Raw genomic sequence first — 23,938 nt, 5'->3', positions numbered from 1 at the left:
GTAAGCTATTCTTTAGCCTTATTATTTATAATAAGGCTATTTAGTATTATGGTTGATAAACACAGCTCCTATAGTAAAGAAGATTTGGATGCTTCCGGTAGAGGCGAACTTTTTGGCGAAAATGGGCCGCCATTACCTTCCGGTAATATGCTGATGATGGATCGCATCATAAAAATGAGCGAAACAGGTGGCATGTTTGATAAAGGTTTTATTGAAGCCGAATTTGATATCAAACCTGATTTGTGGTTTTTTAGCTGTCACTTTACCAATGATCCTGTTATGCCAGGCTGTTTAGGTCTGGATGCAATGTGGCAACTGGTCGGTTTCTATCTGGGATGGCTTGGTGGTAAAGGTAAAGGCCGGGCACTGGGTGTAGGTGAGGTCAAATTTACTGGGCAAGTTTTACCAACCGCAAAAAAAGTAACCTACCGTATCCATTTAAAACGTGTTATTAATCGAAAGTTAATTATGGGTGTAGCTGATGGTGAAGTCTTGGTTGATGATAAGTGTATTTACACAGCAAAAGATTTGAAAGTCGGTTTATTTCAAGATACTAGCAGCTTCTAAAGCCAGACCTTTTTTATCAAAACCCCTTCTGTTATCTAGCTGAAGGGGTAAATATGTTATTGTTATCTTTTATACAGTTAAGATTTTGGTAATTGGTTGGCTATAGATTGCCCAACCTGTGTCCAACCTCTTGCTAATGTCCTAACTAATGCTGGATAACCATTTTCATTTTGATCAAGCAGCAAACTAAAATCTCGCTTGATAATGCCTTTATCGCTTTTATAAACCCAATCTCCTTGGATAATCACTTTACCGTCATAGCGGCCATGAAAAGCGGTTAAGATAACATTAAGACTATCAGGTCTATTTTCTAATGGTTGAGCCGATACTAATCGATTAGGTAACGCCATCGATAACTCATTGACTAAATTTTGCATCAACTGTTGTTCCAACGGACTTGCCCATAGATGATTGGCTGCATTAACATAATTAACGTCACTAGTTTGATAAGTAATACCGTTAGCTGCCAATATTCCAGACAACTGTACTGTCTGTATCCATAGCTGTTTTTGCGTTAGTAAATCACTTTTTTTAGTCATTAAGCTCGGTGTCGTTGGTAATTGATAATAAGATTTTTCAATCCCAGTACTACAACCGATAAGTAAAAAACAAAAAATCCATGCCAAATATCTCATTATTTTGTCACCTTCTTCGGTTCTGGATCCTTCATCGGTTTTGCTTCAAAAATAAGGGCATTGCTCTTATTGTTTAATGTCTTAATCACGGGCTGAATATCTCTTAATACCTGATCAAGACGCTGCATATTATCGAGCATTCTATTATAGGCTGGAGAACCTGGTTGCAAACCTTGCATGACTCGATTCAATTCAAGTAGCGTCTGTTGCAGATCAGCAGGGATATTCTGAAAGTCTTTGCTAGTCATCAGTTTATTCAATTCAGATAAGGTACGTTGTGCTTCACGGATAGTTTTCTGACTTTCTGCTAGCGTATTTGTGGCTTGACTTATCATAGGCTCAATCGGCATACGATTGATTTTATCCAATGCCTCAACTACTTTTTGCTGGATCTGTGATAATCCTGCACTAACCGTTGGGATAATATCGTAATCAGCAATTTTTAATGGCCCTTTCCATTGGCCTTTTTCGGGATAGAAATCCAAATCGACATATAGGGCTCCGGTGATTAGGTTAGCCGATTTTAAAGCCGCTCTTAATCCTTGTCTCAATGCCACCGCAAACTCTTTTTCTAAATCAATATCGGTACTGACACGACCTGGTTCAATATGAATTAAAACTGGAATACGAAATTCATTATCCAATTTTTGCCGTAATTTTTCAGAATCAAAAGGCACCTCCATCACTGTTCCTAAACGAATTCCTCTGAATTCGACCGGCGCTCCAGGTTGTAATCCACGAACTGAGTCAGTGAAAAACAGGACAAAATCCTTATGCACAGTATATAAAGAGTTCTGAATACTTTTTTGATCTTCATAAAGTCTGAATAGGCTTTTATCTTCCACTCGCTTACCTGGTTGCCAGCCTTCCACCACATCAAAACTAACCCCACCACTAAAGAGTGTGGTTAAAGAGCCCATCTCTAAACGAACACCTTGCGCCGACAAATCAAACGCAATACCGCTATCTCGCCAAAAGCGAACATTTTCTGTTACCAGTCCATCGTAAGGAGCATTAATAAAAAGCTGATAATGCATATTGCGACTTTTAATATCAAACGAACTGGCTTCTACCGAACCAACACGATAACCATGAAACAGTACTGGAGCACCCATATTTAGCCTACCAGCTTGATCGCTGGTTAAAATCACTCGGATACCTTTAGCATCAGGTGAAGCTAATGGCGGCGAACCTAATAAGTCAAATTTGTCAGCATGCTCTTCACTATTGCCAGGTTGTACTTCAATAAAGACGCCAGAAAATAGCGTGCCTAATCCGGTTATTCCCTCTTTGCCAATAGCGGGTTTAACAATCCAGAATGCAGTATCTTTCTTTAACAGATCCCTCATGCCATCATTTAAGCGTGCTTTAATAATTACACGCTTGAAGTTCTTATCAAGAGAAACATTTTCCACCAACCCTATATCAACACTACGACTTTTAAGTTTGGTTTTTCCTGCTTCTACGCCTTCTGCATTGTAAGTAATCAATGTGACTTCAGGGCCTAAATGGCTAAAATGATAAATTAAGATCCAGGCACCAATAAATATGGTGATAATGGGAATGATCCAGATCGGTGACCAGCTTTTTAGTTTACTGATCTTTGCTTTTACATCAGTGTTATCTTTATTAGCCACCTTGCAACCCCTTTTCTAACCGAATTCTACTTTGCGATACAACATTACAACGATCCCAAGTTAAACGCGGATCAAAAGTCATTGCCGCAAACATGGTTAAAATCACAACAGCAGCAAACAAAATCGCCCCAATTGCCGGTGCAATGCTCATTAATCTACCCATTTGCACCAGTGACGATAATACAGCAATCACAAAAACATCAATCATTGACCATCGTCCAACACATTCAACAAGTTCATAAATAAAGTGCATCCTCGCCGGATCTCGATTGCCATAACCTTTAGCATCAAAACATAACCAGCCTATAGCTAGTATTTTTAAGCTTGGTACCATAATGCTAGCAATGAAAATAATAATGGCGACCGGATAGGAACCATCACCCCATAATAAAATAACACCGGACATAATAGTAGAGTCTAGTCTACTACCTAATGTATTGGTGATCATAACAGGTAAAACATTTGCGGGAACATAGAGAATTAAAGAAGAGATCAATAAAGCAACCGTATTCTGTAGACTATTAGGGCGCCTCACATAACCTTTGGCATGACAACGAGGACAGTATTTGCGTTCGACTGGCAAAATGGCCATACAGATATGACAGGATCTGACGCCTTGACTAATACCACTTTTGCCTTCTTGCAGCGGGATCTCTAACTTTGGTATTTCACCTATCTGCTGCCATAACCAATAACGATCTAAACATTGAAATGCCCTAACTTGCAACAAACAAAAAAAACAATAAGGAATAAAACTGATACCCAAGCTAATATCACCATAGGCCATCAGCTTAACAAAGCTAACCAACACACCCGCTAGAAAAATTTCTACCATGCACCAGGTTTTCATCTGAAATAACGTCCTGGCAAGATTTATTTTTAACCAAAGCGGAAGATTAACTTTTTGACATAACAAAATAATGGCAATCATACAAAAAGCGGGTACCGCAACAACAAAAAGGATAAAAAACCAGCCAAGACTAGCATAATTTACGTCAAACATGGCATGGGCAATATTCAGCAGTGAAATCTGACTTTCAATACCCATGACACTCATTTTTACGTAAGGAAATAAAGCAGCAATAACTAACATCACTAAAGCGCTAATCGCAATTGCTGTTGGTTGATTAGCTGGATACTTCCATTTAGCAGATAAAACCGTATGACAACGTGGGCAACTGGCTTTAGTGCCTTGCTCTAACACCGGTAATGCCACCAATAAATCACATTGCGGGCAAAGTATTTTATTATGACAACTTTCATTAAGATGATTATGAGAGCACAACTTTTCTCTCCTCTATACAGTCATAATGCTAAATTATTGGCTATCCTTTAGTGATTCTAATTCTTGCCAACGCTCAAACGTCATTTCCATTTCTGCTTCTTTCTCGGCTAACGCTTTTAATACTGATTCAGTGACAACATGGGGCTGATTAAAAAACTCTGGAGCACTAACTTGAGATTGCAATCTGGCAATTTCAGCTTCTAAGGCTTCTAACCGTACCGGTAATTCTTCTAGTTCCCTCAATAAATGATAACTAATTTTATTACTTTTTCGTTTTGCCTGTTCTTTAGTTGTTTCTACGTCCTTAATATTGGTTTTACTAGTAGTCGAATGTGATAAAGAAACTTTTTGTTCACGCTGAGAAGAAGCGTCATAAAAACCACCTACATACCGCTCAACTTTACCATGATCTTCAAACATCCAGCACTCGGTTACGGTATTATCAACAAATTGACGATCATGGCTAACCAATAAGACTGTCCCTTTATAACTATCAACGAGCTCTTCCAATAGTTCAAGTGTTTCAATATCCAAATCGTTGGTTGGCTCATCAAGAATTAATAAGTTACTAGGTTTTAAAAACAAACGTGCCAATAATAATCGATTTTTCTCTCCACCGGAAAGGGCTCGTACCGGTGTCATTGCCCGTTTAGGATGAAATAAGAAATCTTGTAAATAGCCAAGAACATGACGCGACTGTCCATTAACCATCACTTCCTGTTTACCTTCAGCTAAATTATCCATCACAGTTTTATCGGGATCTAACGTTAATCTATGTTGATCAAAATAAGCAATCTCAAGTTTGGTACCGCGATAAATATTGCCGCTATCCGCCTCAAGTTGCCCTAACATTAGCTTGAGCAATGTTGTCTTGCCACAGCCATTAGGGCCAATTAACGCAATTTTATCACCCCGTTGTACTTGTACACTAAAATTATCAATTAACACTTTCTTACCTATGCGATAATTGACATTTTCAAGCTCAAACACAAGTTTGCCAGAACGACTTGCATCAGAAACCTGCATCTTTGCTGTGCCAAGTACCTCACGACGTTGCGAACGTTCTTGCCGTAAGGATTTCAATGCTCTTACTCTGCCTTCATTACGGGTACGACGTGCTTTTATTCCCTGGCGGATCCAAACTTCTTCCTGCGCCAATTTGCGATCAAATTCAGCATTCTGTTGCTCTTCTACCCGCAATGCTTCTTCCTTGTTGGTCAGATAATCGTCATAATCACCGGGCCAGGAAGCTAATTTACCCCGATCAAGATCAATGATGCGCGTTGCCATATGGCGGATAAAAGAGCGATCATGAGAGACAAACACGATACTACCTTGGAAATCTTTAAGAAAATTTTCTAACCACAAAATAGTAGTAATATCCAGATGATTGGTTGGTTCATCAAGAAAAAGAACGCGTGGCCCACAAACTAAGGCACGCGCCAACGCAGCTTTACGTAACCAACCGCCGGACAAAGCAGATAATGGACTATCAGCTGGTAATTGCAATTGCTTAATCACATCATTAATTTGTGTATCGAGTAACCACAAATTATCGCGATCTAATATCTCTTGCAATTCCGCTAACTTATTAAGATTCTTTTCACTGGGATCTTGCTCGACCATTTTGGTTATTTTATGAAAGGACTTAATATAATTTGCCTGCTCTTTAGCACCTTCAGCGACAAAATCAAAAACCGTACCACCGATATCACGCGGTGGATCTTGTTGTAAACGAGCAACTTGTAGATCTTGTTGATAAACGACCTGTCCATCATCAAGCGGTTGTTCTTTGGTCAATACACGCATTAGGGTTGATTTGCCAGCACCATTACGACCAACCAAGCAGACCCTTTCATTATCTTCAATATGCAACTCTGTATTATCTAATAATGGTGCATCACTAAAAGCCAGATAGGCAGCTGACATATTAATTAATGACATAAATTACTTTTCCTCATCTGCATGACCAATCAGCCAGCAGTTATGGATCTGGCGATTACGTATAAAATCAAGTGAAACAGTTTGCTGAGTGATTTCCTTAGCCGTTAATCCTAATTGAGTAATCCCTGACATATCCATCTTAAAACCACGCTTATTATTAGAAAATACAACTGTACCATCAGGACGCAACAAGCGCTTAATCTGCATCATCAAGTTGATATGATCGCGTTGCACATCAAAGGTAGTATTCATACGTTTTGAATTGGAGAAAGTGGGTGGATCAATGAAAATCAAATCAAATTCATCTGTCGTCTGTGCTAACCAACTTAAACAATCGGCCTGAATAAGCCGATGTTGCTGTCCGGTTAATTGATTAGTCTGTAAATTTTTTTCTGCCCATTCTAAATAGGTGCGCGACATATCAACACTGGTGGTTGAACGAGCACCACCGAGACCCGCGTGTACCGACGCCGATGCCGTGTAAGCAAACAAATTTAAGAAATCTTTTCCTTTACTCATGTTGGCTAGCATTTTACGCACCAAACGATGATCTAAAAACAATCCTGTATCCAGATAATCGGTCAAATTTACCCATAATTGAGCATTATATTCATGGACTAATAAAAATTTACCCTGTTGGGATAATTTCTCATATTGTTGCTTACCTGATTGGCGCTGGCGTGTTTTTAACACTAATTGTGTGGAAGTTAACGCCAAAACCTGCATAGTTGCACTAATCACATCATACAGACGTTGTTTCGCTTTATGGCTATCTATATTCTTTGGTGGAGCATACTCTTGAATAACAATATGTTCGCCATAACGATCGACGGCGACATTATATTCAGGTAAATCTGCATCATAAATTCGATAACAATCAATCCCCTGTTGCTTTGCCCATTTATTAAGTTTTTTCTCATTTTTTTTCAGCCTATTAGCAAAATCTTCGCCAACCATGGCCTGAACACCAACGGATTTAGCGGATAAAAGATAATTTTTCTGCAGGCAATTTAACGGTCCATTTTTAGCTTTAAACTCACGTTCAGCTCGTAGTCCTAAGCAGGCTAATAGTTCTGGCGAACCACTAAATAGTGACAAACGCCAACCAGGAAACTGACTTTTTACTACCCTACCTAATAGACTATAAAGTGCGATTAATGCAGGTTCACTTTCTAAACGCTCACCATAGGGTGGATTGCTGATGATAAAACCCTGTTGGGCAAAGGTAAATGGATTTTCCAACTTAGCCGCATCAGCATGTTGAAAGTTTATTAAGGATTGAACACCCGCTTGTTTAGCATTCTTTTTGGCGAGTTCTAAAATGTGGCGATCAATATCTAAACCATAGAAAAGCGCAGTAGCTTGCTGGATACCTGTTTGAAAACGTTTTTCTGCTTCAGCAATTACCCTAGCCCAAAGCGTTGGATTATAAGCTGACCAACGCTGAAATCCCCAAACTTGTCGCGCTAAACCAGGTGCACGATCACAAGCCATCATTGCTGCTTCAATTAAAAGTGTGCCGGAACCACACATCGGATCAATCATTGGCGAGCCAGGCAGCCAACCTGAGCGTAAAACAATTGCTGCGGCTAAATTCTCTTTGATAGGCGCTTGCCCTGCCAAACTACGATATCCACGAATATGGAGCGGATCACCGCTTAGATCTAATGATATTGTGGCATTATCTTTATATAAATGGACATTAATGCGTATATCGGGTTGCTGTTTGGCAATATTAGGCCGCTTGTTCATTTTACGCTGAAAGCTATCAACTATAGCGTCTTTCACCCGTAGAGCGCCATACTGGCTATTGCGGATAACTTGATTAGTGCCATTAAAATAAACGGCAAAAGTATCATTAACGGTAAATAAAGCCGGCCAATCAATTGTCTGTGCTGCAAGGTAGAGATCAAGATCACTCAAAACCGGGCAGCGAGTTAAGGGTAATAAAATCCTTGAGGCTAAACGACTCCATAACAAACTCAAATACATGCCATGTTCGTCAATTTGAAAATGCACGCCCCCTGGTGCAATATGACACTGCTTTGCGCCTAATACTTCCAGTTCACTTTTAAGTAATTCTTCCAGTCCAAATGCTGTAGTAGCAAACAGAGCTTTCATATCGCTGTCACCTAAATAAAAAATTGCTGCACATTATAGCTAACCCTGCGCACATATCATAAAGTTACTAGCAAAATTATTGCGCTTAAACAGGAGTTAAGAATGATCCGGTTATCTCGTCTTTATATCCATCCCGTTAAATCAATGAAAGGCATTCGTTTGTCAAAGGCTTATGCAGAAAATAGTGGCCTGGTTTTCGATCGCAATTTTATGGTAACCAATGATCAAGGTGGGTTCATTACTGCGCGGCAATATCCACAAATGCTGTTATTTAAGCCAATAATACTTGATAATGGTATCCAAATACAGGCACCTGATAATCAAACAGCAACTATTTTATATAAAGATTTTATTAATGATCCGTTGCCAACAGAAGTGTGGGGAAATCATTTTACCGCCTTTGCCGCACCAACAAAGATTAATCAATGGCTGTCGCAATATTTTAATTTTACCGTTCAATTAAGATGGTTAGGTAACATACCCAGCCGCCGAATAAAAAGATTTCCAACCATTCCGCTCTCATTTGCTGATGGCTATCCTTATCTTCTTATTAATCAAGCGTCATTTAAAGCAGTTCAACAATTATGCCCTGCTAAAATCAACATAGAACAATTTAGAGGCAATTTGATCATCACAGGTGCAGAGGCTTTCGCTGAAGATAGCTGGCAAACGATACAAATCGGTGAGGTTATTTTCGAACTGGTCAAACCTTGTAGCCGCTGCATTTTGACGACCGTTGATGTTGATCATGGCGCACAACATCCAACTGGGGAGCCATTAACTACACTAAAAAATTTCCGCACTGACGAGAATGGTGAAATTGATTTTGGCCAAAATGCCATTGCCAAAAATAGCGGTTTGATGCGGATTGGTGATGCGGTAAAAATCTTAACTAAAAAACAGCCAAAACAGTATAGGGCAGTAAAAAATAGCCAGGCCCTAATAGTTAATCCAGAACAGGAAACAACATTATTAATCAATGTTAATGGCACAGAATTTTTAGCTAATAACCAAATGGTTATTTTGGAACAATTGGAAAAACATGGCTTAAAAATTCCTTATTCATGTCGAGCAGGTATTTGTGGTTGTTGTAAAATGAAACTAATAGCAGGAGAAGTGATCCCGTTAACAAAAACAGCAATCAAAGAAGATGGAATTATCTTAAGTTGTAGCTGCATTCCGAAAACAAATATTAAATTATTATTAAACTAATCCTTATCCATCATTCGTCATCAATGAATGATGGATATTTACTGTTGGTTAAAAGATGTTTTGCAATTTAGTTATTATATAAACCTTGAATATTGATTAATTCAGGTTATGTTTTATGAAACAGCCCTTTCATATAATAAACTATTGGCTGGTGGTTGATAAATCATTAAACGATTATTCATAATCTTAATCGGGTCACAAAACCGCATTACCCGATCTTTCAATACTAATTTAGGCTCAATTAATAAACATAAGCTGGCATATTTTCCTGCTTCTGCCACTAAAAACAACGCTTGTTGTCCGCTATCTTCAATATGAACCTGAACAACATCCCCTAACACCAAATCATCATGGCAATGTACTGGTAAAAAATACCAGCTTCTAGGCATCTGCGGCTTTAAAAAACGAAAAGCAACTAATGCATTTAAAATCAATTCCGCACTATGCTCATTAGAAAGTGATAATTTTTGCACCTGTTCTTCAATACAATGATATAACCCCGCATCATCAATATTGAAAATCATTTCGCCATAAGCAGATGCAACCAACATTTTTGCTGGAAAACATGAACGGAATAACATTCCATTAGCTAAATCTAACATCATCCTTTCATGTTCATCATCGTAATACCAGCGCCACTGATTATTGGGTTTTATTTTCATTTATCACCCCTCAATCTGATCACTCTATTTACTAACTTAAAATCCATACAAATTAAAATTAAGATAAAAAAGTATTGCTATAAATAAATAATAGAAATAATAAAAAAAATTTCGAGTTTTTATGTAAAGATATTCAAAGAAGATCCTGAATTTAATAAATTATCAGATTACAAAATAAATATTAATGAATAAAAAAAGCTGCCTACCTTTTTATGATCTAAATTAAGATTAAATATAATTAACAATATTTTTAATTAATTTAGGTCCGTGATAAATAAATCCCGAATAAACTTGTAATAATGATGCTCCTGCTGCCAATTTTTCTCTAGCTGCAACCAAAGAATCAATTCCACCAGCGCCGATGATTGGCAACTGCCCTTTTAATTCTTTTGCCAATAAACGAACGATTTCAGTACTTTTCAATTGCACAGGACGGCCGCTTAAACCACCCGCTTCCTCTGAATATCTTAATCCTTTCACTAAATTCCGATCTAAAGTGGTATTTGTCGCCACAACACCATCAATCTGGTGACGAATTAAACTATCGCTAATTTGGATAATCTCTTCTTCCGTTAAATCAGGCGCAATTTTTACTACCACAGGAACATACTTTTGCTGTTGTTCTGCTAATAAGTGTTGTTTATTTTTAATTGACTGCAATAAATCATCTAATGCCTCGCCATATTGTAATAATCTTAAATCTGGCGTATTAGGTGAAGAAATATTGACCGCAATATAACCTGCATAGGAATAAGTTTTTTCCATGCAAATTAAATAATCCTCTTTACCCTGTTCAATCGGTGTATCTTTATTTTTACCAATGTTAATACCAATAATGCCGTCGTATTTTGCTTTTTTAACATTCTCAACTAAGTTATCAACACCTAGATTATTAAAACCCATGCGATTAATCAGGCCCTCAGCTTCAACCAAGCGAAATAGCCGAGGTTTATCATTACCTGGCTGTGGGCGAGGTGTGACCGTTCCTATTTCTACGAAACCAAATCCCATCGCACCAAAAGCATCTATACATTCGCCATCTTTATCAAGACCGGCCGCTAATCCCAATGGATTCTTAAATGTTAGTCCCATGCAAGTCGTTGGTTTAAAATTGACCGACTGCCGGATCATAAACTGGAGCGGTGAATGCATGATGTATTTAAGCTGCCGGAAGGTAATTTCATGGGCTTGTTCTGGATTTAAACGAAATAGCGCCTTGCGGATAAGGGGATAAAACATTAGCTGTACCTTATTTTGATCGATAATGTAAATTATTTAGTCGTAGAAACCATTTGCCGCTTTTTACTCTATAAAACAGTCTACTGCTAAATTTATCAGTAAACTCAAATGGTATGTACAGATGATCATGATAATTTAAATATGCCTAATATGACACTGCTTTTTGTCATTTAAGTTTTTAAAAATAATAGGTAAAAGTGAACTAATAGATATCCCGCCAGATAATCTTGCAAAAGAAGGGATATCTTATTTGACTAATCGTTTTGATTAAGGAAAATACTAGCAATTTAGTAAAAAAATAAAATGCTATTGGTTTTCCAACGCCTTAGTAATTTTTTCAAATAGATCAGCGCTAAGATCGCTTAATCCTTGTAACTGTTTTAACGCTAGATACATCCGATTTTGCCGTGTTTCATCATAGCGCTTTAGACGAATCAATGGTTCGATTAAACGCGAAGCAACTTGCGGATTACTGCTATTTAAAATCGTTAACATTTCCACTAAAAATTGATAGCCAGTACCATCTTCAGCATGAAACGCCGAGGGGTTTTGGGCAACAAAAGCCCCTATCAGTGCACGTACTCGGTTAGGATTTTCCATGCTAAATGTTGGATGAGTTAGCAAAGAACGTAGCGTTGTCAGAACATTTTTAGCCGGACTGCTAGCTTGCAGCATAAACCATTTATCCATTGTCAAACCATCATGGCGCCAGCGCTGTTCAAACTCTGCCATAAGCTGTTGACTACTCGGTAATTGTGCCGCCGTAGCAGCATTTAATGCCGCCATCGCATCAGTCATATTATTAGCCTGATAATACTGCTCGGATACATATTTATCAGCTTGTTGCTTATCATGGCCAAAAGCCAGGTAAAATAAACATCTATTTCGCAAAGAACGTTTGGCAATATCGCCATGATCGATCCGATACTCGGTCACTTTATTGGCATGATAAACGGCAATAAATTCAGCCGCCATTTTAGTGGCAAATTTTTGGCTAATAAAGTTAATAACAACATGGATCGCTATTGGATCAATGATCTCAAACCACTCGGCGACTTCATTTTCTGATGGCAAAGTAAATAGTTGCGCTTTTAAAGCCGGATCACAGGCTTCATCAAGTAAAACCGCTCGGAATGCATCAATAATATGCAACGGTAATATTAAATCTTCCCTTTGCTGTAGGCGTACCACATTGTCTTTAGTGTAAATTGCTAGTAGTGATTGCGCCGCATCCCAACGAGCAAACTCATTACTAGCATATTGCATCAAAAATGCTAATTGCTCATCGGTATATAGATAATCCAATTTCACGGGTGCGGAAAACTCACGCAATAATGAAGGTATCGGCCGCGAATTAACTTGATCAAAAACAAAAGTCTGGTGTGCTTTAACCACGTTAAGCACTGAGTGCACAGCGTGACCATTATGCTGTAAGGGAATAACATGACCTTTGGTATCATACAGCTCGATATCTAGTGGTATATGCAAGGGTAATTTTTCTGCTTGATCTGCCGTTGGCGCTGTGGTTTGGCTAATATGCAGTAAATATTGCTGCTTATCCGCTAAATATTCATCTCTGACCGTCACTAAAGGTGTACCCGATTGGCTATACCAACGACAAAATAGCGTCAGATCGATATTAGAGGCATCTTGCATAGCTTGGACGAAATCATCACAGGTTGCTGCACTACCATCATGACGAGCAGTATAAAGTTTCATACCCGCCTGAAATAGCTCCTCACCTAACAGAGTATGCAGCATTCGAATAACTTCCGCCCCTTTTTCATAAACAGTCAAAGTATAGAAATTATTCATTTCAATCACTTTTTCTGGACGAATAGGATGCGCCATTGGACTGGCATCTTCAGCAAATTGTTGCGCGCGCATCAGCCGGACATTTTCAATCCGATTTACTGAACGAGAACCCAAATCCGAACTAAACTCTTGATCACGAAAAACCGTTAATCCTTCCTTAAGGCTTAATTGAAACCAGTCACGGCAAGTAATACGATTACCCGTCCAATTATGAAAATATTCATGACCGATCACCGCTTCGATATTTAGATAGTCCTTATCCGTTGCCGTTTCTGTTTTTGCTAACACATATTTGGCATTAAAAATATTGAGTCCTTTATTTTCCATCGCCCCCATATTAAAGAAATCAACAGCAACAATCATGTAAATATCTAAATCATATTCGTAACCAAAACGTGTCTCATCCCACCGCATGGCGTTTTTCAACGACACCATTGCCCAGTCGGCACGATCTAGATTACCCTTATCGACAAAAAGTGCTAACGTTACATTTCGGCCACTTTGGCTAACAAAATTATCATATAGGACGTCAAAATCACCTGCTACTAGGGCGAAAAGATAACTCGGCTTAGGGAAAGGATCTTGCCATTTTACCCAATGACGGCCATCTTCCTTTTCTCCTTTATCAATTTGATTGCCATTGGAAAGCAAATAAGGATAACGGGTTTTATCGGCGGTAATAGAGGTTGTAAAACGCGCTAACACATCTGGCCGATCTAAATAATAGGTAATATGACGGAAACCTTCTGCCTCACACTGAGTGCAAAGGACATCAGCTGACACATAAAGCCCCTCTAGCGCGGTATTTTTTAGTGGATTTATTTCATTAACGATCTTAAGGACAAAACTATCAGGCACTGACTCAATAATTAATTTCCCAGCTTCTTCCCGATAGGCGCTCCATGGCTTATCATCAATATGAATCGTATGCAAAATCAAGTTTTCACCATCGAGTATCAACCGATTAGCCTGTGCATTTAATCGTTTTACTTGGCTAATAGCGGTAACTATGGTGGTTGCTGGATCAAGCTCAAAATCTAATTCAATATCTGTAATAGTGTAATCAGGCGCCTGATAATCCTGACGATATTTCTCTTGTCGCTGTTGCGTCATAATAAATTTTTACCTGTATCAATTATTGTTATGTGTCAATGTGGTTAATTATTTGGCAATAATGATATCTTAAAACTTGTTTCTTTTGATCATAAATCATGTACCTGTGATTATTATTCACTCTTGCTAGTCCTGATTAATAGGTTATTGATTGCGGCAAAAGCGCTGTCAATATAAAAATAAGTTGATAATATCAAATAGATGATTAGAATTTTTTATAACTAGGCCAGAAATATATATACAACAGCCTTCACTCTTACTAGCATCAACAGGTATACTCTGGCATATTTTATCTTTAAGTCGAGAGTAATGCTTCCGCGAGGATAGCTAACGCATTATGAATTTAGATGCACCACCTATCATTACATCACTACTAGATACTGATGCTTATAAACTGCATATGCAACAAGCCGTTTTTCATCACTATAACCATGTATCGGTAGTGGCAGAATTTCGTTGCCGTAGTGATGAACGACTTGGTAACTATGCCCAAGCTGTACGCCAACAAATAGATTTAATGGCACACATCGCATTAACAGCAACTGAATACCACTATCTGCGCGGTCTACCTTTTTTTAAAACTGATTATCTTGATTGGTTAAAGGCGTTTCGCTTTAATCCAACGCAAGTTAACGTTTATACCACGCCAGAAAATCAATTAGCACTCAGAATTAGTGGCCCATGGCGTGAAGTCATTCTTTGGGAAGTCCCTCTATTAGCCTTAATCAGCGAACTGGTTCACCGTGACCGTTCTCCCAATGTAACTGCCGACGATGCCATTGAACAGTTACATAAATTGATTAAGCATTTCTATCAAGACGCAAAAATGCAAAATATCGATTTAGCAAACTTCAAATTAATGGATTTTGGCACTCGTCGACGTTTTTCTCGTACAGTGCAATCCGCTATTGTTAATGAGCTCAAAAACCATTTTCCTTATTTTACTGGTACAAGTAATTATAAGTTGGCCGAACAACTACAACTTAGACCGGTGGGTACTCAAGCTCATGAGTGGTTTCAAGCTCATCAACAAATTAGTGAGGATTTGGCTAATAGCCAACGCGTTGCGCTGCAAAGTTGGCTGGATGAATATCCCGATCAATTAGGCATTGCCCTAACGGATTGTATTACGATGGATGCTTTCCTGCGTGACTTCGATGCTACCTTTGCTAATCGTTATCAAGGATTAAGGCATGACTCGGGAGATCCGTTAGAATGGGGTGAAAAAGCAATTCGTCATTATAAAAAACTAGCCATCGATCCGATGAGTAAAACCCTGGTTTTTTCAGATAACCTTGACCTGCAAAAAGCGTTAATCCTTTATAAACATTTTTATAAACGTATTAACCTTATTTTTGGTATTGGAACCCGTTTAACCTGTAATATTCCTCAGGTAAAACCACTTAATATTGTGATTAAATTAGTGGAATGTAATGGTAAGCCAGTTGCTAAGTTGTCTGATAGTCCAGGAAAAACTATCTGTGATGACGATGAATTTATTGATCGCTTGAAAAAAGCCTTTGATATTCCCAATATAACCAAGCGGGTTGATGACAAACCTAACTGATTATTATGGCAAGCTATTTTGTTGATTGTCGCATCCAGGTAAATTAAATTCTTATTACAAAGGTCTTTTCATCTGGTTATTCCCATTTTAAACTTGCTCTTTTTACTTGTTTCCTACGCGTGGACAAGTAACATAAGGCCTTTCCCAAGCGGGATCAAACAACTTTAAACAACTAAATAGCAAAAGAGAGTATTTTATGAACATAGCGCCTGTAGTCGAAGTACTACAAGGCCGTGTAGCGGTAGGCGAAGAAGTCACCGTTCGTGGCTGGATACGTACAAGGAGAGATTCAAAAGCCGGTTTCTCATTCCTCGCCATCTATGACGGTTCCTGCTTTAATCCATTACAGGCTATTGTAAATAATGAACTAGATAATTATGAAAATGACGTTTTACACCTGACCACCGGCTGTTCGGTTGAAGTAACCGGCATTGTGAAGCCATCGGAAGGTCAAGGACAACAATTTGAATTATCTGCCACTCAAGTTGTCGTCGTCGGTATGGTAGAAAACCCGGATAGTTATCCCATGGCTGCCAAGCGTCATAGCGTTGAATATTTACGCGAAGTAGCACATTTACGTCCGCGCACCAATCTCATCGGCGCCGTTGCCCGTGTTCGCAATACGCTAGCCCAATCAATTCACCGTTTCTTTCACGAAGAAGGCTACCTTTGGGTCTCAACACCCATTATCACCGCCTCCGATACCGAGGGAGCCGGTGAGATGTTTCGTGTCTCAACATTAGATTTGCAAAATATTCCTCGCACTGAGAAAGGTGATATTAATTTTGATAAAGACTTTTTTGGCCGAGAAGCATTTCTTACCGTATCCGGTCAGCTAAATGGTGAAGCTTATGCTTGTGCCTTAAGCAAAATTTATACCTTTGGCCCAACATTTCGGGCAGAAAACTCGAATACTAGCCGCCATTTAGCTGAATTCTGGATGGTTGAACCGGAAGTTGCTTTTGCCGATTTGAACGATATCGCCTCGCTAGCTGAGAAAATGTTAAAGTATGTCTTCAAATCGGTTTTGCAAGAACGCTATGATGATTTAACCTTTTTTGCTGACCGGATCGATAAAGAAGTGATCAGCCGGTTGGAAAAATTTATTGCCTCAGATTTTGCCCAAATCGACTATACCGATGCCATCAAAGTGCTGGAGCAATCGGGGCAAACCTTTGAAAACCCAGTGGCTTGGGGTATCGATCTCTCTTCGGAACATGAACGTTATTTAGCTGAGCAACACTTCAAAGCCCCCGTAGTGGTTAAGAATTATCCAAAAGATATCAAAGCTTTTTATATGCGTCTGAATGATGATAATAAAACCGTTGCTGCCATGGATGTATTAGCGCCTGGTATTGGCGAAATTATTGGTGGCTCTCAGCGTGAAGAGCGATTGAATAAACTGGATGCGCGGATGGACGAAATGGGGCTTAACCAACAAGATTATAGTTGGTATCGCGATCTGCGTCGCTATGGTACTGTGCCCCACGCCGGATTTGGGCTTGGTTTTGAACGCCTAGTTGCTTATGTCACTGGGGTACAAAATATTCGTGAAACCATCCCCTTCCCGCGTACTCCACGTAACGCGAGCTTTTAAATATTTAATCTTATAAAACGAATAAATATTTTAATCATAACTGGCCAGTATACCACTGGCCTTTTTATTTCTATTTATGATAAATATCAAAAAGTTCCCCTTTATTTACATTTTGAAACACATTATTTCTTTTTGTTACAAATATTGTATTTTTGTATCATTTTCAGGGTAGATAAAAATTTTTACCAATGGAACACTGGACGCAGAAACGAGACGACACTAAACTCTTAGAGATAGTTCCCAATGGTTGGGAATTTATTTTTGGCAGTGGCAGGTGTCCGAATAACACCAATGAGGGTAATAATAATGATGAAGCGCAATATTCTTGCAATAGTTATCCCGGCGTTGATAGCTGGAGCTGGTACAGCAAACGCAGCTGAAATCTATAACAAAGACGGCAACAAACTGGATCTATACGGTAAAGTTGACGTTCGTCACTTCTTTGGCAAAAGCAGTGGTGGCGATGAAGGCGATGATTCGCGTGTTCGTCTTGGTATTAAAGGTGATACTCAAATCTCTGATCAACTGACTGGTTTTGGTCGTTTCGAGTGGGAAACTAAAACCAACAAAAGTGAAGCTGAGAACGAAAACACAAACCGTCTAGCTTATGCCGGTTTGAAAATTGCTGACTTTGGTTCAATAGATTATGGTCGCAACTACGGTGTTCTGTATGATGTCAACGCATGGACTGACGTTCTGCCTCTTTATGGTGCAGACTCTATGTCTCAAGCTGACAGCTACCTGACTGGCCGTAACCGTAACCTGTTAACTTACCGTAGCACTGATTTCTTTGGTTTGGTTGATGGCTTGAACTTCGCCCTACAGTACCAAGGCAAAAATACGGAAAGCAACAAATCAGGTAGCAAAGATTACCTGAAAAATAATGGTGATGGCTTCGGTCTGGCTGCTAACTATGATATCGGCTGGGGCGTGGCGCTGGGCGCTGGTTACGCTAAATCCAATCGTGGCATGACTGATGCTAATAAAGATTTAAGCGGTGCTGGTGGTAATAGTGCTGAAGGCTGGAACGCCGGTATCAAATATGATGCCAACAACCTGTATCTAGCAGCCATGTACGGCGAAACCCGTAATATGACCAGATTTGGTAGAACAGTTGATGGTATCGACATGACACAAATCGCTAACAAAACTGAAAACTTTGAATTGGTTGGTCAGTATCTGTTTGACGAAATTGGTTTGAAACCATCTATCGCTTATGTGCAGTCTAAAGGCAAAGATTTAACTGATGCTGCCTACTCGCAGAAGCAAGACTTAGTGAAATACGTTTCTTTAGGTGCTTTCTACTATTTCAACAAAAACCTGACCGCAGTTGTTGATTACAAAATTAACCTAATCAATGGCAGCAATGGCTTTGCTGATAAATATGGTATTGGCAGAGACAACCTGGTTGGTTTAGGCTTAGTTTACCAGTTCTAATTATCGCTTAGCGGTGATTTAACGGTAAAAGTGAAAACGTAAATCTAAAAAGCAGCGCTTTAGCGCTGCTTTTTTTAGCAACCTAAGTTAACTGTTAAAATATTGTTACTAACTAGACAATACCAACCTAAACTAATATCACAAGTTTGCCTTATTTTTAGCGCAGAGTGTTGGCAAATCATTTTCATCGCGTTAACCTGAGATCCCTCGATTACCAAATCACAATTGAGTTATTGGAATTATAAATATGTTGGAAAATATTATTGCGGCTCCTGCGGATCCTATTTTAGGTTTAGCAGAGAGTTTTAATGCTGATCCGCGTAAACAAAAAATCAATTTAGGTATTGGTGTTTACAAGGATGAGTCAGGGAAAACCCCCATTCTTACTTCCGTCAAAAAAGCAGAAAAATATCTGTTAGAGCAGGAAGTGACTAAAAATTATCTTGCTATTAGTGGGATAGCAGAATTTGCCACCGTTACTCAAGCATTACTTTTCGGCAACAACCATCCGATTATCGCCGAAAACCGCGCCCGCACGTCACAGGCACCAGGCGGAACCGGTGCATTGCGTATTGCGGCTGAATTTATTGCTAAACAGACCTCTGCCCAACGCGTCTGGATAAGCCAGCCAACTTGGCCAAATCACGAAAATATATTTAAAGCGGCCGGCCTGACAAGCTGTTATTACCATTACTATGATGCTAATCAGCATAATCTAGACTTTGCTGGCATGTTAACTAGCTTAGAAGATGCGAAGCCGGGTGATGTCCTATTACTACATGGTTGCTGTCATAATCCTACCGGTATCGATCCAACGCCAGAACAGTGGGAAATACTCTCTACGCTGGCAGCAGAGAAAAACTTACTACCGGTTTTTGATTTTGCCTATCAGGGCTTTGCAAAAGGCCTGGATGAAGATGCACAAGGTTTACGTATTTTTACCAACAAAAATCCAGAAATTATCATTGCCAGCTCCTACTCGAAAAATTTTGGTTTATATAATGAGCGGGTTGGTGCCTGTACAATTATTGCCAATAATAGCGAGCAAGCCGAGCGAGCGTTTAGTCAAATAAAATCGATTATTCGCGCAAACTACTCTAATCCCCCCGCCCACGGTGCAGCTATTGTTACTACCATTTTATCTGATGAATTACTAAAGAAAGAGTGGATCGAAGAGCTAACAACTATGAGGCAACGCATCCAACGGATGCGACAATTATTTGTAAATACCTTACAAGAAAAAGGCGCTAAGCAAGATTTTAGTTTTATTAGCAAACAAAACGGCATGTTCTCTTTTAGTGGGCTTAATGAAGAACAGGTAACTCAGCTACGTGAAAAGCATGCAATTTATGCAATTAGTTCAGGTCGAATTAATGTGGCTGGCTTAACGTTAGAGAATATGGTTCCTTTATGTAAAGCTATCATTGACGTATTGTAAAAAAACACCTTTTAATTCAGATAGACACCGATTAGGCCAATGCCCTAATCGGTTTTTTATTATCACAGCTAACATCAAATTTATCGTATCTGGATAAAACTAGTCTTGTAAGAAGGGATTAAATTGTCGCTCAGCAGCCAAATTAGACATTGCTCCATGACCAGGAATAAATTGATAATCATCACCGAGGGGCAAAATTTTTGTTTTAATTGAATCGATTAATGTTGCATGATCACCTTGCGGAAAATCAGTGCGCCCAACGCTGCCCTGGAAAAGTACATCTCCCATCGAAATTAGCTTATCGGCATGATTAACAAAGATAATATGTCCAGGAGTATGCCCTGGGCAATGTAAAACAGACAGTTTTATATCAGCAAAACGAATTTCATCTCCTTCTTGCAAGTAGCGATCAGGCGTAAAGTCTGGACATTGTGCGACACCAAACATTTGGCTTTGCACTGCCAATCCTTTGATCAAAAATTCATCTTCTTTTTGCGGGCCATAAATGGGCACCGAAAAATGTGCTGCTATCTCAGCACAGGCACCTATGTGATCAAAATGACCATGAGTTAACAAGATATAGTGTAAATTTAATGAACGCTTTTCAATTTCAGCAATTAATTTTGCTGCTTCACCACCAGGATCAACAATAACGGCATCTAAGCTCTTTTCATCCCAAATTAGCGTACAATTCTGCATAAAATCGGTTACAGGAATAATTTTGAATTTCATATAGTTGTAAATCCATTATTTAAATAAAAATTTATTTAATATCTAATAGATTACCATTTTCTGACCGGTCCTGTATCAATATGTACAAAATTACTATTAGGATAATAGCCTACTCCACCCGCTCGCATCTTTAATGCTGCTTTACGGATATGGCTAAGTTCGATTCCTTTAATATGGAAATCCATTGCTCGACCATGGGTATGATAGCTATTTTTAGCCACCCCACTACTTTTACGTCGCAGTGCATTATTGGTTTCGACAGAACGATAACCAGAAACGAGTTGAACAGGTTTATTGGTTCCCATTAACATTTGTAACAAATAAATCTGATCAAATAATTTCGGATCAATAGTTTTAATTTTATTATTACGATGATCACGGAATAAGTGATTCAATCTGCTCAATTCAGCGTTATTATAACGGCGACCATCAAAAAACTCAGTCTTGAGAAATTCACCAGTATGCAGATTTTCAAAGCGCAAAATTTTGGGTCGCGGGGTGGTTAATGCCGCAAAGGCATGGCTAGGTAATAAGCTAAAACCCAGTGTTATCGCGCCATAACCTAGCCATTTTCGTCGATTCTGATCAATATTGTCCATAGCCACTTAACTCAAATAAAAAGAAAAAATAATAATCAATATGTACGATAATTATACCGAATTTATTTCACTACTTTTGTATAATTATGTAAAAAATATCCATATAACGCTATAGAATATCACAACTAATACATATTAATTATAAATACAAATAACATTATTATAATCTATTATTGCAATAAACACATCAAATTGTTCAATATTTATACAAATCATGCTTAAATTAGGCTAATAATCAATCAATTTTGTTAGAAAGCAACGTTTCGTCAGTTATCTTGAAAAAAGCATATTTTACCATTAAGAGCGATATTTATGCATTTATACTAAATAGGTAAAAAATAATCTGTGATTGAAATTTAATATAAAAGAGGTTTTTGCCTCTTTTATACTATTTTTATTTATTCGTTAAGTGTGGTTTTTATTTCATTTAAATAATTCATCGCACCATAAATAACATTGTCATAGCCATAGATGTCATCGCGAAAATTAGCGATATTCTTGTTATCAACCCAGGCAGTTTGATAATAAAGATAAATAGGTATTCTACCCGGAATATTAATATAACGTGTCTCACCTAGTTGAAGTGCACCATCAATACGCTTTTGATCCCAACTGGCACGCGCAAGTAAAATTGATGCTAAAACTGATGCCTTATTCACTCTCACACAACCAGAGCTAATTGAACGATTTTGCCGATTAAATAAACTATGGTTAGGGGTATCATGTAAGTAAATTGCGTCAGAACTGGGCATGTTGAATTTATAGCGGCCTAGGGCATTGGCTGGACCTGGTGCCTGGCGTACACGATAGGGAAAGGAGGAAGATGAGATGGCATTCCAATTAATCGAGTAAGGATCAATAGGATAGGCATTACGCTCCCATCCGGATAAAACCGTAAAACCTCGGCGAGCAAAATAGCCCGGATCCCTTCTGGCTTGAGGCAAAATATCTTTACGAACCATGCTGGTAGGGACATTCCAAGGTGGATTAATAACAACACTATTAAGTTCACTGCTCATTATCGGGGTTTTACGATCAGGGCGACCCACAATGACTTTAGAATCTATAATCAGTTGATTATTTAAGTAAAAATGTAAAGTATAAGCTGGAATATTAACTAAGATGCCAGATCCACCTTCATTAGGAATAATTCTTAAACGCTGAATATTAATCGCCAGTAAACCAGCACGATCGGTAGGTGAAGTATTTAGCCATTTTAATGTTGCGTTACCAATAATACCATCCGGCTCTAATCCATACATTCGCTGAAATTGTTTAACCGCATCAACTAATAACCCACCATAATTACGACTATTTTCATCCGTATCGGCATCCTGCGTTAATAACCCATTGCGCGTTAAAATTTCACTTAAAGAAACAAGATCATTGCTTGTTTGCCCTGGCTTTAATAGACTCACCGTATTTATTTTTGGCCATATTTGTTGATCTGCTAAATAAGCCAACATTTTCGTTCTCATTGGTAAATATGAGGCGTGTTGTGGCGCTAATGTTTTGATCCAACTGGCTAATTGTTTAGAATTAATTGCAGTTTGCCACTGAGAAACACCGCCAATCGTTGGCTCGCGGAGTTGAAAAGGTGTTTTTTGATATAACCAATCTTTGCCATTATATTTTACATTACATATAAAATATAAATAACCTAACATCGCATCTGACAAAATAACATCTCGTTCCATCTGATTGAGTTGTTTATTTTTTACTAATAACGATAGCCATTTACCAAACTGAGGCTGAAAACCAGCCAGGGCTAATTCTGCTAATTGCTGTTTAAATTCTAATACCGCAGGTTCATCATCCCATAAAGGTTGCATATTATTTTCAGCATAGAGCTTCGCTAACCTGTCCATATAGACTAAATTAGTACCAGGTGATAACCAGCCTTGTAGTTGCTGACGGCTTTTTAGTATCTCTGGCGCAGTTATATTTTTCTGCTCAGAAACCAAATTTGTTAAAGGGACTTGGGTATTTGTGATCGTGTCTATTTGCGCCAACTCAGCATATGCTGGTGTTATTGCTAATATTACACAGCATATTAGTGAAGCACGCAAAGTGTTCACTCTTTTATTCGCCATAATATCACCTTTTATTTCATTTTTATTGTTCTAATAGCAGAGTAAAAAATTTATCTTTAGCAGGTTAAAATTAACTAATTTGTTGTCTTTTATTTGATACAAAAATAAATAATTTTTATATTTAAAAAATAATCATGTTTATAAATTAATTTAAACTTGTATTGACGAAGTAAATTTTCATTTAAAATAAAATCCCATAAATTTTAGATTTAATACTTATTAAAAAATTAAATTACCAATCCGCT

At 38.4% G+C, this 23,938-nt stretch carries 17 protein-coding genes; 6 read left to right on the top strand and 11 right to left on the bottom strand.

Features of this window, described 5'->3' with window-relative positions; all coding sequences use genetic code 11:
- Positions 1-48: 48 nt before the first annotated feature.
- Positions 49-567: a bifunctional 3-hydroxydecanoyl-ACP dehydratase/trans-2-decenoyl-ACP isomerase gene (gene fabA / locus QE177_RS05380; protein ID WP_280551777.1), complete on the top strand. Its 519-nt coding sequence runs from the start codon at positions 49-51 to the stop codon at positions 565-567.
- A 77-nt stretch (positions 568-644) separates the two neighbouring features.
- Here fabA and pqiC read toward each other — a convergent pair whose 3' ends face one another.
- From pqiC to rlmKL, 5 genes are read right to left on the bottom strand one after another with little or no spacing between them, the layout of a single operon-like run.
- Positions 645-1,202, bottom strand: a complete 558-nt coding sequence (gene pqiC, locus QE177_RS05375) for a membrane integrity-associated transporter subunit PqiC (RefSeq protein ID WP_280551775.1) — start codon at positions 1,200-1,202, stop codon at positions 645-647.
- Positions 1,202-2,839 carry an intermembrane transport protein PqiB gene (gene pqiB, locus QE177_RS05370; RefSeq protein ID WP_280551773.1) on the bottom strand — a complete coding sequence of 546 codons (1,638 nt, stop codon included), beginning with the start codon at positions 2,837-2,839 and terminating at the stop codon, positions 1,202-1,204. Before pqiB ends, pqiC begins: the two co-directional genes overlap by 1 nt.
- Positions 2,832-4,124 carry a membrane integrity-associated transporter subunit PqiA gene (pqiA, locus tag QE177_RS05365; RefSeq protein ID WP_280551771.1) on the bottom strand — a complete coding sequence of 431 codons (1,293 nt, stop codon included), beginning with the start codon at positions 4,122-4,124 and terminating at the stop codon, positions 2,832-2,834. Before pqiA ends, pqiB begins: the two co-directional genes overlap by 8 nt.
- Positions 4,125-4,157: 33 nt before the next feature.
- Positions 4,158-6,068 (bottom strand): ABC transporter ATP-binding protein, encoded by a 1,911-nt coding sequence (locus QE177_RS05360; protein WP_280551769.1) that lies wholly within the window; start codon positions 6,066-6,068, stop codon positions 4,158-4,160.
- A gap of 3 nt (positions 6,069-6,071) precedes the next feature.
- Positions 6,072-8,189, bottom strand: a complete 2,118-nt coding sequence (gene rlmKL, locus QE177_RS05355; RefSeq protein ID WP_280551768.1) for a bifunctional 23S rRNA (guanine(2069)-N(7))-methyltransferase RlmK/23S rRNA (guanine(2445)-N(2))-methyltransferase RlmL — start codon at positions 8,187-8,189, stop codon at positions 6,072-6,074.
- A 102-nt stretch (positions 8,190-8,291) separates the two neighbouring features.
- Here rlmKL and QE177_RS05350 point away from each other — a divergent pair, with 102 nt between their 5' ends.
- The gene (locus tag QE177_RS05350) at positions 8,292-9,401 is read left to right on the top strand and encodes a YcbX family protein (protein WP_280551766.1); all 1,110 of its coding nucleotides are present in this window, start codon (positions 8,292-8,294) and stop codon (positions 9,399-9,401) included.
- 113 nt (positions 9,402-9,514) lie between these two features.
- On the opposite strand, the gene QE177_RS05345 is transcribed toward QE177_RS05350, so the two are convergent.
- From QE177_RS05345 to pepN, 3 genes are all read right to left on the bottom strand, one after another.
- A complete protein-coding gene (locus QE177_RS05345; RefSeq protein WP_280551764.1) occupies positions 9,515-10,063 on the bottom strand; it encodes a cell division protein ZapC in 549 nt (182 codons plus the stop codon).
- Positions 10,064-10,291: 228 nt separating this feature from the next.
- A complete protein-coding gene (gene pyrD / locus QE177_RS05340) occupies positions 10,292-11,302 on the bottom strand; it encodes a quinone-dependent dihydroorotate dehydrogenase (protein ID WP_280551763.1) in 1,011 nt (336 codons plus the stop codon).
- Positions 11,303-11,608: 306 nt separating this feature from the next.
- Positions 11,609-14,230 (bottom strand): aminopeptidase N, encoded by a 2,622-nt coding sequence (gene pepN, locus QE177_RS05335; protein WP_280551761.1) that lies wholly within the window; start codon positions 14,228-14,230, stop codon positions 11,609-11,611.
- 337 nt (positions 14,231-14,567) lie between these two features.
- Here pepN and pncB point away from each other — a divergent pair, with 337 nt between their 5' ends.
- The 4 genes from pncB (at position 14,568) to QE177_RS05315 (ending at position 20,269) form a co-directional block, all read left to right on the top strand.
- Positions 14,568-15,797 carry a nicotinate phosphoribosyltransferase gene (gene pncB / locus QE177_RS05330; protein ID WP_280551759.1) on the top strand — a complete coding sequence of 410 codons (1,230 nt, stop codon included), beginning with the start codon at positions 14,568-14,570 and terminating at the stop codon, positions 15,795-15,797.
- A 196-nt stretch (positions 15,798-15,993) separates the two neighbouring features.
- Positions 15,994-17,394 (top strand): asparagine--tRNA ligase, encoded by a 1,401-nt coding sequence (asnS, locus tag QE177_RS05325; protein WP_280551757.1) that lies wholly within the window; start codon positions 15,994-15,996, stop codon positions 17,392-17,394.
- 306 nt (positions 17,395-17,700) lie between these two features.
- Positions 17,701-18,831: a porin gene (locus QE177_RS05320; RefSeq protein WP_280551756.1), complete on the top strand. Its 1,131-nt coding sequence runs from the start codon at positions 17,701-17,703 to the stop codon at positions 18,829-18,831.
- Positions 18,832-19,078: 247 nt separating this feature from the next.
- The gene (locus QE177_RS05315) at positions 19,079-20,269 is read left to right on the top strand and encodes an amino acid aminotransferase (protein ID WP_280551754.1); all 1,191 of its coding nucleotides are present in this window, start codon (positions 19,079-19,081) and stop codon (positions 20,267-20,269) included.
- A 99-nt stretch (positions 20,270-20,368) separates the two neighbouring features.
- Here QE177_RS05315 and QE177_RS05310 read toward each other — a convergent pair whose 3' ends face one another.
- From QE177_RS05310 to ldtD, 3 genes are all read right to left on the bottom strand, one after another.
- Positions 20,369-21,001 carry an MBL fold metallo-hydrolase gene (locus tag QE177_RS05310; RefSeq protein WP_280551752.1) on the bottom strand — a complete coding sequence of 211 codons (633 nt, stop codon included), beginning with the start codon at positions 20,999-21,001 and terminating at the stop codon, positions 20,369-20,371.
- A 50-nt stretch (positions 21,002-21,051) separates the two neighbouring features.
- Positions 21,052-21,600: a YcbK family protein gene (locus QE177_RS05305; RefSeq protein ID WP_280551750.1), complete on the bottom strand. Its 549-nt coding sequence runs from the start codon at positions 21,598-21,600 to the stop codon at positions 21,052-21,054.
- A 398-nt stretch (positions 21,601-21,998) separates the two neighbouring features.
- Positions 21,999-23,693: a L,D-transpeptidase gene (gene ldtD / locus QE177_RS05300; RefSeq protein WP_280551749.1), complete on the bottom strand. Its 1,695-nt coding sequence runs from the start codon at positions 23,691-23,693 to the stop codon at positions 21,999-22,001.
- Between the last annotated feature and the right edge of the window lie 245 nt (positions 23,694-23,938).

Origin of the sequence: Arsenophonus sp. aPb, from assembly GCF_029873475.1 — a bacterium.
Lineage (GTDB): Bacteria > Pseudomonadota > Gammaproteobacteria > Enterobacterales > Enterobacteriaceae > Arsenophonus.
Note: the sequence above shows the minus strand (reverse complement) of the source record. Positions and strands in the feature narration are given on the sequence as shown.